We start from the raw sequence: 16,335 nt of genomic DNA, 5'->3' as shown, positions 1-16,335 counted from the left end.
ACGCCCTGGAGCGCCCCATGACCCAGTCCCAATACCGCCCCGGCCCCGACGCCAACGGCCTGTTCGGCTCGTTCGGCGGCCGCTACGTGGCCGAAACCCTGATGCCACTGGTGCTGGACCTGGCCCGCGAATACGAAGCGGCCAAGGCAGACCCTAAGTTCCTCGAAGAACTGGCTTACTTCCAGCGCGACTACATTGGCCGCCCCAACCCGCTGTACTTCGCTGAGCGCCTCACCGAACACTGCGGCGGCGCAAAAATCTTCTTCAAGCGTGAAGAACTCAACCACACCGGCGCGCACAAGGTGAACAACTGCATTGGCCAGGTACTGCTGGCCAAGCGCATGGGCAAGAAACGCCTGATAGCCGAAACCGGCGCCGGCATGCATGGCGTGGCCACTGCCACCGTCGCCGCACGCTTCGGTCTGCCATGCGTGATCTACATGGGCGCCACCGATATCGAGCGACAGCAGGCCAACGTGTTCCGCATGAAGCTGCTGGGCGCCGAAATCGTCCCGGTTACCGCTGGCACCGGCACCCTCAAAGACGCCATGAACGAAGCCCTGCGTGACTGGGTGACCAACGTCGACGACACCTTCTACCTGATCGGCACCGTGGCAGGCCCGCACCCATACCCGGCAATGGTCCGCGACTTCCAGTCGATCATCGGCAAGGAGACCCGCGCCCAGTTGCAGGAGAAGGAAGGCCGTCTGCCGGACAGCCTGATCGCCTGCGTTGGCGGTGGCTCCAACGCGATGGGGCTGTTCCATGAGTTCCTCGAAGAACCAAGCGTGCAAATCATCGGCGTCGAAGCCGGTGGCCACGGCGTGCATACCGACAAGCACGCCGCCAGCCTGAACGGCGGCGTACCGGGCGTCTTGCACGGCAACCGGACCTACCTGCTGCAGGACGAAGACGGCCAGATCACCGACGCCCACTCGATTTCCGCCGGCCTCGACTACCCAGGTATCGGCCCGGAGCACGCCTACCTGCACGAAGTGAAGCGCGTGGAATACGTCAGCATCACCGACGACGAGGCGCTGGATGCGTTCCACGCCACCTGCCGTCTGGAAGGCATCATCCCGGCCCTGGAAAGCTCCCACGCCCTGGCCGAAGCGATCAAGCGCGCACCGAAGCTGCCCAAGGACCACCTGATGGTGATCTGCCTGTCGGGGCGCGGTGACAAAGACATGCAAACCGTCATGAACCACATGGCCGCCCAGGAGAAACAGGCATGAGCCGTCTTGAACAACGCTTCGCCGAGCTGAAAGCCGAAGGCCGCTCGGCACTGGTCACCTTCGTTACCGCAGGCGACCCGGGCTACGACGCCTCACTGCAGATCCTCAAAGGCCTGCCGGCCGCTGGCGCCGACGTCATCGAACTGGGCATGCCGTTCACCGATCCGATGGCCGACGGCGTGGCCATCCAGCTCGCCACCCTACGCGCCCTGGAAGCCGGCCAGACCCTGGCTAAGACGCTGCAGATGGTTCGCGAATTCCGTGTGGATAACCAGACCACGCCGATCGTGCTGATGGGCTACTACAACCCGATCCATCGCTTTGGCGTGGACACGTTCGTGGCTGAAGCCAAGGAAGCAGGGGTCGATGGCTTGATCATCGTCGATCTGCCGCCAGAGCACGACGCCGAACTGGCCACCCCGGCCCAGGCTGCGGGCATCGACTTCATCCGCCTGACCACCCCGACCACCGACGATGCCCGCCTGCCGCGGGTGCTGGAGCGCAGCTCCGGGTTCGTCTACTACGTGTCGGTGGCCGGTGTGACCGGTGCCGGCTCGGCGACCACCGAGCATGTGACCGAGGCGATTGACCGCCTGCGCCGGCATACCGATCTGCCGATCAGCGTTGGCTTCGGCATTCGCACGCCGGAACAGGCAGCGAACATCGCCCGCCTGGCTGATGGCGTGGTGGTGGGCTCGGCGCTGGTCGACAAGATCGCTCAGGCCAAGCGTGCAGATCAGGCGGTGACCGATGTATTGAGCCTGTGCTCGGCACTGGCTGAAGGGGTGCGCTCAGCTCGCAATTGATTGCGAGGGCACAACGCCGCTCCTGCAAGGTGATCGCAATACCCTGTAGGAGCGGCCTTGCGCCGCGAACGAGGCCGGCACAGGCAATACAAATCTACCCACCAAAAATCGACAACTTCAATGGCCGCACGGCCCCCATCCAGATCGCATGATCCCGATGGTCCGCCAGTTCATCCCCGGTTTCCGGATGCATGAATACCACCAGGCCCTTGCGGTACAACGCCAGCCAAGGCAAGACCACCCCTACCACTTCAGGCCCGAACGCCAGCTGGCAACTCCAGTCCGGGTGCGGCCCCACCGGTTTCTGGTGCATGCGCCCCATGGTCACAGGGAATAGCCGCGCCGCTTCCTCGCATAGTTCACGCGCCTGCTCCATGGTCGACGCATCGTAGTAAATGTGGGCGTGGTAACCCTTGATCCTCTGCACGATAACTCCTGAGTGCGGTCCAACCATCACCACCTGCAAAGGGAGTGATGCAGTGAAAAACGCCGAAACCCCAGTGTTCAAGCTGGTCTTGTTCGGGCCTGAAAGCAGCCTGGGCAATGCCCTGACGGTCGAGCTGCTGTCGCGCCAGCACGAAGTCACCGCAGTGGTCGACGACCTCAACCGTCACTCGCCACGCCCTGGCTTGCATTTCAAGATAGGCGGGCTGGGAGATGCCGACCAGGCGGAGCAGGGCGCAGCGGGCGGCTCGGCGGTTATTGCCGTGTTACCAGCGCTGGCGCCGGGTGACCTGCCGGGGCAGGCACGCTTGAGCGAGGCGCTGGTGGCGGGGCTTGCGCGTACGACTATACGCCGGCTGTTGTTGGTGGGCGATTTCGATGTGCTGGATCAGCCGGCCAAGTACAGCGAAGGGGAGCGGGAATGTGTCGACCACGTGGTTGATGGGCTGCAGCGCAGTGCATTGCACTGGACACTGATCAATGCGCCACAGGAGCTGCCAGAGGCGGGGTGGGCACGTGTTGCGGCAGGGATGGTTGATATGCTGGAGCTGGATCTGCACCGCGGCGAGCATCTGAACTTCGTTATCTAGACCGTCCGGGCCGCAAGACCTCAATGGCTGCGCTCCTGCTCCAGCCAATCCACAAACCGCTCGATCAACGCCCCACGCCGCTTGCGCGGTGGCAACACCGCGTAATACCCGCGCGCCGAGCGTAAACTCCCCTCCAGCGGCCGACACAGCAACCCTTGCTCCACCAACCCATCCACCAGGTGCGCCCAGCCAATCGCCACCCCTTGCCCGGCAATCGCTGCCTGAATCAGCAAGGTATAGTTATCAAACCGCAACTGCCCCGCCGGCGGTGGGCTGTCCACACCAAACCCACGAAATACCCCCGCCCAGTCAAACCAGCGGCTGGCCTGCTCACCCTTCAAATGCAGCAGCGGCAATCGTTGCAAAGCCAAAGCAGACAAGGCTTTGCCATGAATCAGATGGGGGCTGCACACCGGGAACACTTCCTCATCGAATAGCCAGCGGCTTTCTCCTTGGTGAAAGCGTCCATCGCCAAACAGCACCGCCACATCGATGTCCGGGCGCAACATGCCCTGGCTGCGCTCACCCGTCACCAAGCTCACATCCACCTGTGGATAAGCCTCATGAAAGCGCTGCAGCCTTGGCATCAACCAGAACGCCGCAAAGGCAAAGTCGGTGGCCACCTGCAGCACTTCGCGCTGGCCGCGCCCGCCGGCCTGGGCAATACCGTCATCCATGGCCTGCAGCCCCTGGTGCACCTGTTCGAACAACACCTGGCCGACCTCGGTCAGTTCGATACCCCGGTAAATACGATCGAACAGGCGCGTACCCAACTGCGCCTCCAACCGTTTCACCTGCTGGCTGACGGCCGGCTGCGTAGTGCCCAGCTCCAGCGCCGCTGCAGTAAAGCCGCGCAGACGCGCAGCAGCTTCGAAGACGCGCAAGGTATCCAGCGACAGCTCGGCAAGGTGCTCAAACATAAGCTTGGCTAATCCCAGTCATTGCCCGCCATGGGCTTTACCCATGTTATTCACAGTCGCATCTTGGTAGGCAAGCGGTTCGCATAATCCTCAACGATGGAAGCCACCATGACGCGCCCGAATATCCTGTTCATCATGGCCGACCAGATGGCCGCACCCTTGCTGCCGATCTACGGCCCGTCGCCGATACAAATGCCACACCTGAGCCGCCTGGCCGAGCAGGCGGTGGTGTTCGACTCGGCCTACTGCAACAGCCCGCTGTGCGCGCCGTCGCGCTTCACCCTGGTCAGCGGGCAGTTGCCCAGCCGCATCGGCGCCTACGACAACGCTGCCGATTTCCCCGCCGACGTACCCACTTACGCCCACTACCTGCGCCGCTTGGGCTACCGCACCGCGCTGTCGGGCAAGATGCACTTCTGCGGCCCGGACCAGCTGCACGGCTACGAAGAACGCCTGACCAGCGACATTTACCCGGCCGACTATGGCTGGGCGGTGAACTGGGATGAGCCCGACGTGCGCCCAAGCTGGTACCACAACATGTCCTCGGTATTGCAGGCCGGGCCATGCGTACGCACCAACCAGCTGGATTTCGACGAGGAAGTCGTGTTCAAGGCGCGCCAGTACCTCTATGACCATGTGCGCGAAAACGATGGCCGGCCGTTCTGTCTGACCGTGTCGATGACCCACCCGCATGATCCGTACACCATTCCAAAGCGCTATTGGGATCGCTACGAGGGTGTGGATATCCCTATGCCCCGCGCCGAATTCAGCCAGGCAGAGCTCGACCCGCATTCCCAGCGCCTGCTGAAGGTATACGACCTGTGGAACAAGCCGCTGCCTGTGGAAAAGATCCGCGATGCCCGCCGAGCCTACTTCGGTGCCTGCAGCTACATCGACGACAACATCGGCCAGCTGTTGCAGACCCTGGAGGAATGCAACCTGGCCGATGACACCGTGATCGTGTTCTCCGGCGACCACGGCGATATGCTTGGCGAGCGGGGCCTCTGGTACAAGATGCACTGGTTCGAGATGTCGGCACGGGTGCCGTTGCTGGTCCATGCCCCGACACGCTTTGCCGCAGGCCGGGTCAGTGCATCGGTATCGACCTGCGACTTGCTGCCGACCTTGGTCGAACTGGCCGGTGGTGGTGTGGATAACCAGCTGCACCTGGACGGCCACTCGCTGCTTGGCCACCTCCAGGGGCAGGGCGGCCACGACGAAGTGATTGGCGAGTACATGGCCGAAGGCACCGTCGGCCCACTCATGATGATCCGCCGTGGGCCTTATAAATTCGTGTACAGCGAAGACGACCCTTGCCTACTCTATGACCTGAGCCGCGACCCGCACGAGCGGGAGAACCTCACCAGCAGCCCGGACCACCAGGCGCTGCTGCAGGCATTTGTCGATGAAGCGCGGCAGCGCTGGGACATCCCCAGCCTGCGCCAGCAGGTACTGGCCAGCCAGCGGCGCCGCCGCCTGGTGGCCGAGGCGCTGGCCATCGGCAAGCTGAAAAGCTGGGACCATCAACCGCTGGTGGACGCCAGCCAACAGTACATGCGTAACCACATCGATCTCGACGACCTCGAGCGCAAGGCACGTTATCCACAGCCCGCACCCATGGATTGAGAAGAGAGGCCGTCATGCACAAGTTCTCCGCCGCCGTATTCACCCTGGCCTTGGGCCTGGGTACCGCCACAGCCCACGCTGCCGACAGCGATGCTCAATGCAGCACCGTGAAAATGGCCGACCCCGGCTGGAGCGACATCGCCACCACCAACGCTGTCGCCCGCCTGTTGCTGGAAAGCCTGGGCTACCAAGTGAAGATCGACAGCCTCGCCGTACCGATCATCTACGGCGGCCTCAAGGACGGCCGGGTCGATGCGTTCCTTGGCAACTGGATGCCGGCGCAACAGGGCTTCCATGACAAGTTCATCGCTAATGGCGATGTGCAGCAGTTGTCACGCAACCTGGAAGGCACCGAGTTCACCCTGGCAGTGCCCGACTACGTATGGAATGCCGGGGTGAAGGATTTTGCCGACCTGCAGAAGCATGCCGACCAGTTCGACAACAAGCTGTACGGGATCGGCTCTGGTGCACCGGCCAACTTGTCGCTGAAGGAAATCATCGACAAGAATGAATTCAACCTCGGCCAGTGGAAGCTGGTCGAGTCCAGCGAGCAGGCGATGCTGGCGCAGGTCGACCGTGCGGTGAAAAAGCAGCAGTTCATCACCTTCCTCGGCTGGACCCCGCACCCGATGAACGTGAAGCTGAAAATGCATTACCTGACCGGTGGGGAAAAGTGGTTCGGCAGCAAGGGCGAGGTGTACACGCTTACCCGCAAAGGTTATCCACAAGCCTGCCCGAATGCCGCGAAGCTGCTGGGTAACCTCAAGTTCACACTGGACATGGAAAACAGCATCATGGCAGAGGTGGTGGACAAGAAGATCAGCTTCGATGAGGCGGCCAGGGCATGGGTGAAAGCGCATCCTGAACGGTTGGAGGGGTGGTTGGCCGGAGTTACCACCAAGGCTGATGGTGATGCCCTGGAGGCCGTCCAAGCCAAACTGTAATCTTACAAAGCAACACCCCAACCCTGCGGGAGCGGGCGCGCCCGCTCCCGCAGGGCTTGGCGCACCCTTAAGGATTGTGGATAACCCATGCATCGCCTCTCTTTGCTGCTGCCCTTCCTCACCTGGCTTCCCCGCCAGTCGGGCCGCAGCCTGCGCCAGGATCTGCTCGTGGGCCTGAGCGGTGCCATCCTCGCCCTACCGCAATCCATTGCCTACGCTCTGATCGCCGGCCTGCCCGCCGAATACGGGCTGTACGCCGCCATCGTTCCAGTGCTGATCGCTTGCCTGTGGGGTTCTTCCTGGCACCTGATCTGCGGCCCGACCGCGGCCATTTCCATCGTGCTCTACGCCAGCATCAGCCCACTGGCCGTGGCCGGCAGTGCCGACTACATCACCCTGGTGCTGCTGCTCACCTTCCTCGGCGGCATCTTCCAATTGCTGCTAGGGCTGCTGCGCTTTGGCGCGTTGGTCAACTTCGTATCGCATTCCGTGGTGCTGGGTTTCACCCTCGGCGCAGCCATCGTCATCGCCCTGGGCCAACTGCCGAACCTGCTGGGCATGGACCTGCCCAGCCAGTCCACGGCGTTGAAGACCGTGCAAGACCTGGCCAGCCATGCCGGTGAGGTCGATCTGCCGTCGCTAATCCTTGGCCTGGCCACTGTGGTGATTGGCGTGGTTCTCAAACTGTGGCGCCCACGCTGGCCCAGCCTGTTGATAAGCCTGATCGTAGTCAGCCTGCTGGCATGGCTACTGCCGGGCTGGTTTGGTCATGTGCCAAGGGTGACCGCATTCACCGGGCAACTGCCGCCCTTCAGCCCGCTGCCCTTGTTGGACGTGGAATTGATACTGCGGCTGCTGCCCAGTGCCGTGGCGGTGGGGATGCTGGGGCTGGTCACCAGTCTGTCGATCGCCCGTTCATTGTCGGCCCGGTCGGAACAGCTGATCGAGCCTGACCAGGAAATTCGAGCACAGGGGCTGTCCAACATTGCCGGAGCGTTTTTCTCTGGTTACCTGTCTGCTGGTTCCTTCACCCGCTCGGGCCTGAGCTATGAGGCGGGCGCCCGCTCGCCTATGGCCGGGGTGTTCTCGGCGCTGTGGGTGGCGCTGTTCGCCGTTGGCGGCGCCGGGTTGATCGCGCACCTGCCGATTCCAGCGATGGCTGGCAGTATTCTGCTGATCTGCTGGGGGTTGGTTGACCACAGGGCCATCCGCGCGCTGTTCCGGGTCAGCCGCTCGGAGTTCCTGGTGATGGCATTGACGGCGACGGCGACCTTGCTGCTGGAGTTGCAGACGGCCATTTATGCCGGTGTGCTGGCATCACTGTTCTTTTATCTGAAACGCACCTCACGGCCACGGGTGCAGCAAAGCCGCGAAGGGGACGCGGATGTCTTGCGGGTAGGTGGGTCGATTTTCTTTGGTGCGGCGCATTACCTGCAGGTGCGCCTGCAGCGCTGCCAGGGGCCGCATGTAGTGATCGATGCGCGGCAGGTGAATTTTATCGATTATTCCGGTGTGGATATGTTGCACCGCGAGGCACGGCGGTTGCGTCGATTGGGGGGGAGCTTGACCTTGCACCGGGCCAGGCCGCAGGTGATCGAGGAATTGCAGAAGCTGGAAGGGGTGGAGTTGTGCCCAATCCGGTTTGAGGAGTGAGGTTGGGTCCTGGGGCTGCTTTGCAGCCCTATCGCGACGCAAGGCCGCTCCCACAGAGAGCGGCGTACGACTTACTTTGTGGGAGCGGCCTTGCGTCGCGATAGGGCCGCAAAGCGGCCCCGGCCATCTCAGCCCCGAGCGAGTTGCCGGCGTAGTTCAGCCAACACCGGCGCCGTGTCCGGCCTCACGCCACGCCAGATAAAGAAGGCTTCGGCCGCCTGCTCAGTCAGCATCCCCAACCCATCCAGTACCTTGGCAGCCCCCAGCTTGGTAGCCCACTGGCAAAACGGCGTCGGCGCCTTGCCATACATCATGTCGTAGCAAACCGTCCGACCCGCCTCGACCAGACTGTCGGCAATAGGTGGCAATTCACCAGCCAAACTCGCCGAAGTGGCGTTGATGATCACATCCACCGGCTCCTGCAACCAAGCGAACCCGCTGGCCACCACCGGCCCGAGTTCATCGAACTCACGCGCCAGCTGCTCGGCCTTTTCCACAGTACGGTTGGCGATGACCAGCGACTGCGGCTTGTGGGCCAGAATCGGCTCCAGCACCCCACGTACCGCGCCACCGGCACCCAGGATAAGAATACGCTTGCCGGCCAGCTCGACCCCGGCATTCACCGTCAAGTCACGCACCAGGCCTGCACCATCGGTGTTGTCGCCCTGCAAGGTGCCATCAGCCAGCTTGCTCAGCGTGTTCACTGCACCCGCGCGCTGGGCCCGGGGGGTCAGGCTGTCGCACAGGCGGTAGGCCTCTTCCTTGAACGGCACGGTGACGTTGCCGCCGCTGCCTTGCTTGAAAAAGCCGCGCGCGCAGTCGCTGAACTCGTCCAGTGGCGCGAGCAGAGTGGCGTATTGCAGGTCTTCGCCGGTCTGCTCGGCGAACAGGCGGTGGATCAGCGGCGACTTGCTGTGGCCGATAGGGTTACCAAAAACGACGTACTGGTCCATGACGGCTCCTTGGTTGTCCACAGGCTTACTGGCCAAGCCAGTCGCGGTCTTGCAGGAAGTATTCGGTCAGGCGTGCTTCTTCAGTGCCAGGCGTGGCCTTCCAGTCATAGCCCCAGCGTACCTGCGGTGGCAGCGACATGAGAATGGACTCGGTACGCCCGCCCGACTGCAGGCCAAACAGGGTGCCACGGTCGTAGACCAGGTTGAACTCAACGTAGCGGCCGCGACGGTACTCCTGAAACTCGCGCTGCTGCGGGGTGTAAGGCGTGTCCTTGCGGCGCTGGACGATCGGCAGGTAGGCATCGACGAAGGCATCGCCAATGGCGCGGATGAAGGCAAAGCAGGTGTCGAAGTCCCACTCGTTCAGGTCATCAAAGAACAGGCCGCCGATGCCGCGTGGCTCGCCACGGTGCTTGAGGTGGAAATAGCGGTCGCACCAGGCCTTGTAGCGCGGGTACACGTCGGCGCCGAACGGTGCGCAGGCCTGTTCGGCCACGCGGTGCCAGTGGATGCAGTCTTCTTCATGGCCGTAGTACGGCGTCAGGTCAAAGCCGCCACCAAACCACCACACAGCCTCTTCACCTTCTTTTTCGGCGATGAAGAACCGCACGTTGGCATGGGAGGTCGGCACATGCGGGTTGTGCGGGTGGATCACCAGCGACACGCCCAAGGCCTCAAAGCCACGGCCCGCCAGTTCGGGGCGGTGGGCGCTGGCCGATGGCGGCAGGCCGGCACCAAACACATGAGAGAAGTTGACCCCGCCCTTCTCGATCAGCTTGCCGTCACCGATCACCCGCGTACGGCCCCCGCCCCCGGCTTCGCGCACCCAGGCGTCCTCGACGAAGCGGGCGCCGCCGTCTTCGGTTTCGAGGGCAGAGCAGATGCGGTCTTGCAGGTCGAGCAGGTAGGCTTTCACGGCCTCGGTGCGGCTAGTCATCGGGTCACCAGGAACGGGCAGGGAAGAATTCGCCGCGTAGCATACCACCGCCAGCGCGCGCGCCGCAGTTGACGGCGATCAAGCAAAGGCGTCCGATAGAAGGCCTTTTCCGATCCCGACTACAGGAGTGCGAGATGGCCAAGCGTATCCAGTTCAGCCAGCATGGCGGCCCGGAAGTGCTGCAGTTTGTGGACTTCGAACCCGCCCCACCCGGGCCCCAGCAGGTGCGTGTGCGCAACCATGCAATCGGCCTGAATTTCATCGACACGTACTTTCGCAGCGGGCTGTATGCACCGCCGTCCCTGCCTTCGGGCCTGGGTACCGAGGCGGCCGGCGTAGTCGAGGCCGTGGGCGAGGGAGTGACCCGCCTGAAGGTGGGTGACCGCGTGGCCCATGCCGGTGGCCCGCTGGGTGCATACAGCGAGGTGCATACGCTACCGGAAGCCAACCTGGTCAAGCTGCCCGACAACATCAGCTTCGAGCAGGCGGCAGCGGTGATGCTCAAAGGTTTGACCGTGCAATACCTGCTGAAGCAGACCTACGAGGTGAAGGCGGGGGATGTGATCCTGTTCCACGCCGCAGCGGGTGGCGTCGGTTCGCTGGCCTGCCAGTGGGCCAAGGCCCTGGGCGCCAAGCTGATCGGCACCGTGAGTTCTGCCGAGAAGGCCGAGCGCGCCAAGGCCCTGGGGGCTTGGGCGACCATCGACTACAGCCATGAAGACGTGGCCAAGCGGGTGCTGGAGCTGACCGACGGCAAAAAATGCCCGGTGGTGTATGACGGCGTGGGCGCCGACACCTGGCTGACCTCGCTGGACTGCCTGCAGCCACGCGGGTTGATGGTGAGCTTCGGCAATGCTTCGGGCGCGGTGAGCGGAGTGAACCTGGGGATCCTGGCGCAGAAGGGCTCGCTGTACGTCACACGGCCGACCTTGGCGACCTATGCGAATAATGCCGAGAACACCCAGGCCATGGCCGATGACCTGTTTGCGATGATTGCGAGTGGCAAGCTGGGTGTGGATATCCAGCAGCGATATCCATTGAGCGAGGCGGCCAAGGCACAGGCTGAGTTGTCGGCGCGGCGGACTGTGGGGTCGACTGTTTTGTTGCCTTGAGAAACGCGGGGAATTGCGTCAGGGCGGCCAGGCGCTTGCCTTGAGAGTTTCAGCGCCTGTGAAATCGAGCGCCGCCCGCGCGGCGCATCGCGAGCTGCGCTCGCTCCTACGTTTGTTTCGGGCCAATGATTTCTGGGGGATTTCCGCGCGAACGCTTTGGTGCATGGCGCGATATCGCGTCGTAGAAACAAGGCGGTCGCGCGCGCCTGTCACAGGCATGACTGGCCCGAAACAAAGGTAGGAGCGAGCGCAGCTCGCGATGCGCCGCGCGGGCGGCGCTCGATCTCACAGGCGAAGAGAGCTTCAAGGCTGGCACCCGTCAGCCCTCACACAATCGCCCGCCAACCGAGACAAATCAGAAAAATCTGCGGAAGGCTTGTGGAAAGATGTCAGCCCGGCCGAACGACTTCGCCGGTTACCAGGTCGCGAATCACACTGGGGTTTTTCCGCCCGCCCAGCGCCCCGCCAAGCACCAGGTCCAACTGGCCATGGAAGTACTGCTCAACCCGCAAGCGGGTCTTCGCCGCCGGGCGCCCGCCAGGGTTGCACGAGGTGGAAATCAGCGGCCCCACCAGTGCGCACAGTTCACGCACCACCGGGTGGTCACTGACCCGCAGCGCCACCGTGTCATGCTGCCCGGTCACCCACTCGGGCAGCAGGTCCTGGTGCGGCACCAGCCAGGTATTCGGCCCCGGCCAGGTGCTGCCCATGCGGTCGATCCAGTCTTCGGGGAAGTCCTCGAACAGGAAGTCGAACTGGCGGATGTTGTCAGCGATCAGAATCAGCCCTTTATCCACAGGCCGCGACTTCAGTGCCAGCAGGCGATACACCGCGTCCTCGTTCCATGGGTCGCAGCCCAGGCCCCAGACCGCTTCCGTCGGGTAGGCGATTACTGCGCCCGCCCGGATCTCACGTGCGGCTTGTTGCACACGAAAACTGCTCACCATTGCTGTTTCTCCGCCTATAAACATTGCCTGTGAGCAGTGTACTTAGCCCGCGCGGGCAAACCAACGCCCGGCTTCGTTGCTGACACGGCCTTCGAGCTCGAGCTCGGTCAGCTGCGCCAGCACTTCGGCCAGTGGCTGCTCGCTGCAATGGGCCAGGCTTTCAGTGGTTTGGGGCGCTGCATGCAGCAAGGCAAGCAGCGGGTGATCGAATTTATCCACAACTGCGGGCGGCAGGTTCTGCCAGCCCTGCAGGCTTTCCATGATCTGCTCCACGGTTTCCACCAGCAACGCACCGTCGCGAATCAACTGATGGCAGCCCTTGGCGCCGGGGTGGTGGATGGAGCCCGGTATGGCATATACCTCGCGGCCTTGTTCTGCCGCCAGGCGCGCCGTGATAAGCGAACCACTGGCCAGGCTGGCTTCGACCACCAGCACACCAAGCGAAAGCCCGCTGATGATGCGGTTGCGACGAGGGAAGTTGCCAGGCAGTGGCCCGGCATCCAGCGGGTACTCCGAAACCAGCGCGCCACCGTTGTCGATCATCGCCTGCGCGAGGGCTGCGTGCCGCTGTGGATAAAGTTTTTGCAGCCCCGTGCCAAGCACCCCGATCGTGCTCCCACCGGCCTGGAGCGCAGCCCGATGAGCGGCACCGTCAATACCCACGGCCAGCCCGCTGGTGATAGTGAAGCCGGCCTGCGCCAGGTATCGGGAAAAGGCTGCAGCGGTATCGATTGCCGGGGGTGAAGCACGCCTGCTGCCCACAATTGCCAGCTGCGGGCGTTCGAGCAGGGCAGGGTCACCGGCGATGAAAAGCAGCGGCGGAGCGTCATCGATTTCGGCCAGCAGTGGCGGGTAGCCAGGGCCGTCAAACATTAGCAAATGCTGGCCAGGGCGCTCTAGCCAGGCCATTGCGGCCAATGCGCCCTCGCGAATTTCGGCGCTGCGCCGGGCATCGATACTGGCCTGGGGTACGCCCAACGCACGCCAGGCGCCGGCCGGTGCGCACAGTGCAGAAGAGGCACTGCCGAAGGCCTCCAACAAGGTACGAAAGCGTCGCAATCCGGTCTCCGGCAGACGATGCAGGCGTAATCGCGCCTCCAGCTCGGCAGGTGGAAGCGGCGACGAATGGTGACTCAACATGGGGATCATCCTTGATCAAAAAAGGGCCATCGACGTGGCACAAACTGTGGATAACTTTGTTGATAACGCTTTGACAACCTGTCCATCGAATGGGCCATAAGCAAGCCCTGAAAACCCTAGACCAGCTTTCACAGGTGCTGAAATTCCCTTTTCCCTTTATTATGTGTGCTCAGTTTTCAACCGAACGCACAGTGACTGCCTGACCTTATGGCCATCTTGAACATTCTCGAATTCCCGGACCCGCGCCTGCGCACCATCGCCAAGCCGGTGACGGTGTTCGACGACGCCCTGCGTCAGCTGATCGACGACATGTTTGAAACCATGTACGAAGCCCCTGGCATCGGCCTGGCCGCCACCCAGGTCAACGTACACCTGCAGGTCGTGGTCATGGACCTCAGCGAAGACCGTAGCGAACCGCGCGTCTTCATCAACCCCACGGTCGAAGAGCTGACCCACGACATGGGCCAGTACCAGGAAGGCTGCCTGTCGGTACCCGGCTTCTACGAGAACGTCGACCGCCCGCTGCGGGTACGGGTGAAGGCCCAGGACCGCGATGGCAAGCCGTACGAACTGGAATGTGAAGGCCTGCTGGCAGTGTGCGTACAGCACGAGTTCGATCACCTCAACGGCAAGCTGTTCGTCGACTACCTGTCGCAGCTCAAGCGCGACCGGATCAAAAAGAAGCTGGAAAAACAGCACCGCCAGCAAGCCTGATCCCCACCTTCCAGAAGGCTTGCTCCGGCAAGCCTTTTTCTTTTTTGAAGCGAGAACTCCATGCGCATCGTCTTTGCAGGCACTCCAGAGTTTGCCGCCGAACACCTCAAGGCCCTGCTCGACAGCCCGTACGAGGTCGTGGCTGTCTACACCCAGCCCGACCGCCCTGCCGGCCGTGGCCAGAAGCTGATGCCAAGCGCGGTCAAGGCGCTGGCCGTGGCCCATGACATCCCGGTGTTCCAGCCACAGACCCTGCGCAACGCCGATGCCCAGGCCGAACTGGCCGCGCTCAAGCCCGACCTGATGGTGGTGGTCGCCTATGGCCTGATCCTGCCGCAAGCCGTGCTGGATATCCCGCGCCTGGGCTGCATCAACAGCCACGCCTCCCTGCTACCACGCTGGCGCGGTGCGGCGCCGATCCAGCGTGCTGTGGAAGCCGGTGACGCCGAAAGCGGCGTGACCGTGATGCGCATGGAAGCCGGCCTGGACACCGGCCCGATGCTGCTCAAGGTGGTCACCCCGATCAGCGCCGACGACACGGGTGGCAGCCTTCACGACCGACTTGCGCAGATGGGCCCGCCGGCAGTAGTACAGGCCATCGCCGGCCTGGCCGACGGTTCGCTGCAAGGCGAGGTGCAGGACGATGCACTGGCCACTTATGCGCACAAGCTGAACAAGGACGAAGCGCGCATCGACTGGAGCCGTCCGGCCCTCGAACTGGAGCGCCTGATCCGTGCCTTCAACCCGTGGCCGGTGTGCCACAGCACCCTGGATGGCGAAAGCGTGAAGGTGCTGGCCGCCAACTTGTCCACAGGCAACGGCGCCCCCGGTGAGATCCTTTCCGCCAGCAAGGACGGCTTGGTGGTCGCCTGCGGTGACCAGTCGCTGAGCCTGACCCGCCTGCAATTGCCTGGTGGCAAGGCACTGAACTTCAGCGACCTGTTCAACAGCCGCCGCGAGAAGTTCGCCGCCGGCAAGGTGCTGGGCCAATGAACCCGCGCCTCGCCGCCGCCCGGGCCCTTGCCGCTGTACTCAGCGGCAAAGCGTCGCTGAACAGCTCGCTGCCGGCCCAACTGGACAAAGTCGACGAACGCGACCGTGGCCTGACTCAGGACCTGGCGTTCGGCACCGCCCGCTGGCAGCCTCGCCTCGACCTGCTGGCCGCGCAGTTGCTGCAAAAGCCATTCAAGGCCGCCGACGCCGATGTGCAAGCGCTGCTGCTGGTTGGCCTGTACCAGCTGTTCTACACCCGGGTTCCGGCCCACGCCGCCATCGGTGAAACGGTAGGCTGCGCCGACAAACTGAAGAAGCCGTGGGCCAAGGGCCTGCTCAATGCCGTACTGCGCCGCGCTCAGCGCGAGGGCGAGGACCTGCTCGCCAGCATGGAGCGCGACCCGGTGGTGCGGACCGCCCACCCGCGCTGGCTGCAAAAATCGCTGAAGGCCTTCTGGCCAGAGCAGTGGGAAGCCATCTGCACTGCCAACAACGCTCACCCGCCGATGATTTTGCGGGTCAATCGCCGCCACCTCAGCCGCGATGCCTACTTGGCGCTGCTGGCCGAAGCGGGCATTGGTGCCAGCGCCTGCCAGTACAGCCGTGACGGCATCGTCCTGGCCGAAGCCTGCGACGTGCGCGGCCTGCCGGGCTTTGCCGAAGGCCGGGTGAGCGTGCAGGACGAAGCCGCGCAACTGTCCGCCGACCTGCTCGAACTGGCGCCCGGCCAGCGTGTGCTCGACGCCTGCTGCGCGCCTGGCGGCAAGACCTGCCACCTGCTTGAAGCCGAACCGGGCCTGGCCCACATGACGGCCATCGACCTCGAAGCCAAGCGCCTGACCCGCGTGCGCGAGAACCTCGATCGCCTGCAACTGGACGCCGAACTGATCGCCTGCGATGCCCGCGATACCGCCAGCTGGTGGGACGGCAAGCCATTCCAGCGCATCCTTCTCGACGCGCCCTGCTCGGCCACCGGCGTAATCCGCCGCCACCCGGACATCAAGCTCACCCGCCAGGCCGACGACATCCCGGCCCTGGCCGCCCTGCAAGGCGAACTGCTCGATGCCTTGTGGCCGACCCTGGAAGTGGGCGGCATGCTGCTGTACGCCACCTGCTCTAGCCTGCCAACCGAGAATACCGAAGTGATCGACGCTTTCCTCGCCCGCACCCCGGGCGCCCGGGAGCTGGACCTGGCCACCGAAGCCGGTCTGCGCCAGCCCCACGGCCGCCAGCTGCTGGCCCAGGAAGGCGGCCATGATGGCTTCTACTATGCCAAGCTGATCAAGATCGCCGCCTCGCGCGGGTAAGCACAAAAGGGTAG

General features: G+C 63.6%; 16 protein-coding genes. 10 read left to right on the top strand and 6 right to left on the bottom strand.

What is annotated here, in order from left to right; genetic code table 11:
* Positions 1 to 17 precede the first annotated feature (17 nt).
* Both trpB and trpA read left to right on the top strand, forming a co-directional pair.
* A complete protein-coding gene (gene trpB / locus DMX11_RS05270) occupies positions 18 to 1,235 on the top strand; it encodes a tryptophan synthase subunit beta (protein WP_110743523.1) in 1,218 nt (405 codons plus the stop codon).
* Entirely contained in the window at positions 1,232 to 2,041 is an 810-nt protein-coding gene (trpA, locus tag DMX11_RS05265; RefSeq protein WP_110743522.1) for a tryptophan synthase subunit alpha, read from the top strand. The genes trpB and trpA overlap by 4 nt, the downstream gene beginning before the upstream one ends.
* Before the next feature lie 94 nt (positions 2,042 to 2,135).
* Here trpA and DMX11_RS05260 read toward each other — a convergent pair whose 3' ends face one another.
* Positions 2,136 to 2,468 (bottom strand): DOPA 4,5-dioxygenase family protein, encoded by a 333-nt coding sequence (locus tag DMX11_RS05260; RefSeq protein WP_110743521.1) that lies wholly within the window; start codon positions 2,466 to 2,468, stop codon positions 2,136 to 2,138.
* A gap of 52 nt (positions 2,469 to 2,520) precedes the next feature.
* On the opposite strand from DMX11_RS05260, the gene DMX11_RS05255 reads away from it, so the two are divergent.
* Positions 2,521 to 3,075: an NAD(P)H-binding protein gene (locus DMX11_RS05255; RefSeq protein ID WP_110743520.1), complete on the top strand. Its 555-nt coding sequence runs from the start codon at positions 2,521 to 2,523 to the stop codon at positions 3,073 to 3,075.
* Between the two features lie 20 nt (positions 3,076 to 3,095).
* Here the strand turns inward: DMX11_RS05255 and DMX11_RS05250 are convergent, their stop codons facing one another.
* A complete protein-coding gene (locus DMX11_RS05250) occupies positions 3,096 to 3,995 on the bottom strand; it encodes a LysR family transcriptional regulator (protein WP_110743519.1) in 900 nt (299 codons plus the stop codon).
* A gap of 108 nt (positions 3,996 to 4,103) precedes the next feature.
* Here DMX11_RS05250 and betC point away from each other — a divergent pair, with 108 nt between their 5' ends.
* From betC to DMX11_RS05235, 3 genes are all read left to right on the top strand, one after another.
* Positions 4,104 to 5,621 (top strand): choline-sulfatase, encoded by a 1,518-nt coding sequence (betC, locus tag DMX11_RS05245; protein ID WP_110743518.1) that lies wholly within the window; start codon positions 4,104 to 4,106, stop codon positions 5,619 to 5,621.
* A 14-nt stretch (positions 5,622 to 5,635) separates the two neighbouring features.
* On the top strand, positions 5,636 to 6,565 hold the full coding sequence (gene choX / locus DMX11_RS05240) for a choline ABC transporter substrate-binding protein (protein WP_110743517.1): 930 nt from the start codon (positions 5,636 to 5,638) through the stop codon (positions 6,563 to 6,565).
* A gap of 87 nt (positions 6,566 to 6,652) precedes the next feature.
* Positions 6,653 to 8,218, top strand: coding sequence for a SulP family inorganic anion transporter (locus DMX11_RS05235; RefSeq protein WP_110743516.1), 1,566 nt, complete (start codon positions 6,653 to 6,655; stop codon positions 8,216 to 8,218).
* Between the two features lie 128 nt (positions 8,219 to 8,346).
* On the opposite strand, the gene aroE is transcribed toward DMX11_RS05235, so the two are convergent.
* Both aroE and hemF read right to left on the bottom strand, forming a co-directional pair.
* Complete coding sequence (aroE, locus tag DMX11_RS05230; RefSeq protein WP_110743515.1) at positions 8,347 to 9,171, bottom strand: shikimate dehydrogenase; 825 nt, start codon at positions 9,169 to 9,171, stop codon at positions 8,347 to 8,349.
* Positions 9,172 to 9,196: 25 nt separating this feature from the next.
* The gene (gene hemF / locus DMX11_RS05225) at positions 9,197 to 10,108 is read right to left on the bottom strand and encodes an oxygen-dependent coproporphyrinogen oxidase (protein WP_110743514.1); all 912 of its coding nucleotides are present in this window, start codon (positions 10,106 to 10,108) and stop codon (positions 9,197 to 9,199) included.
* A gap of 134 nt (positions 10,109 to 10,242) precedes the next feature.
* On the opposite strand from hemF, the gene DMX11_RS05220 reads away from it, so the two are divergent.
* Positions 10,243 to 11,220, top strand: coding sequence for an NADPH:quinone reductase (locus DMX11_RS05220; RefSeq protein ID WP_110743513.1), 978 nt, complete (start codon positions 10,243 to 10,245; stop codon positions 11,218 to 11,220).
* Positions 11,221 to 11,609: 389 nt separating this feature from the next.
* Here the strand turns inward: DMX11_RS05220 and DMX11_RS05215 are convergent, their stop codons facing one another.
* Positions 11,610 to 12,167, bottom strand: coding sequence for an L-threonylcarbamoyladenylate synthase (locus DMX11_RS05215; RefSeq protein ID WP_110743512.1), 558 nt, complete (start codon positions 12,165 to 12,167; stop codon positions 11,610 to 11,612).
* A 42-nt stretch (positions 12,168 to 12,209) separates the two neighbouring features.
* Positions 12,210 to 13,307, bottom strand: coding sequence for a DNA-processing protein DprA (gene dprA / locus DMX11_RS05210; RefSeq protein ID WP_110743511.1), 1,098 nt, complete (start codon positions 13,305 to 13,307; stop codon positions 12,210 to 12,212).
* 207 nt (positions 13,308 to 13,514) lie between these two features.
* Here dprA and def point away from each other — a divergent pair, with 207 nt between their 5' ends.
* From def to rsmB, 3 genes are read left to right on the top strand one after another with little or no spacing between them, the layout of a single operon-like run.
* A complete protein-coding gene (gene def / locus DMX11_RS05205; protein ID WP_016712797.1) occupies positions 13,515 to 14,021 on the top strand; it encodes a peptide deformylase in 507 nt (168 codons plus the stop codon).
* 60 nt (positions 14,022 to 14,081) lie between these two features.
* The gene (gene fmt, locus DMX11_RS05200; protein ID WP_110743510.1) at positions 14,082 to 15,014 is read left to right on the top strand and encodes a methionyl-tRNA formyltransferase; all 933 of its coding nucleotides are present in this window, start codon (positions 14,082 to 14,084) and stop codon (positions 15,012 to 15,014) included.
* The gene (gene rsmB / locus DMX11_RS05195; RefSeq protein WP_110743509.1) at positions 15,011 to 16,321 is read left to right on the top strand and encodes a 16S rRNA (cytosine(967)-C(5))-methyltransferase RsmB; all 1,311 of its coding nucleotides are present in this window, start codon (positions 15,011 to 15,013) and stop codon (positions 16,319 to 16,321) included. The genes fmt and rsmB overlap by 4 nt, the downstream gene beginning before the upstream one ends.
* The last annotated feature ends 14 nt before the right edge of the window (positions 16,322 to 16,335 follow it).

Origin of the sequence: Pseudomonas sp. LB-090624, from assembly GCF_003205205.1 — a bacterium.
Classification (GTDB): Bacteria; Pseudomonadota; Gammaproteobacteria; order Pseudomonadales; family Pseudomonadaceae; genus Aquipseudomonas.
Note: the sequence above shows the minus strand (reverse complement) of the source record. Positions and strands in the feature narration are given on the sequence as shown.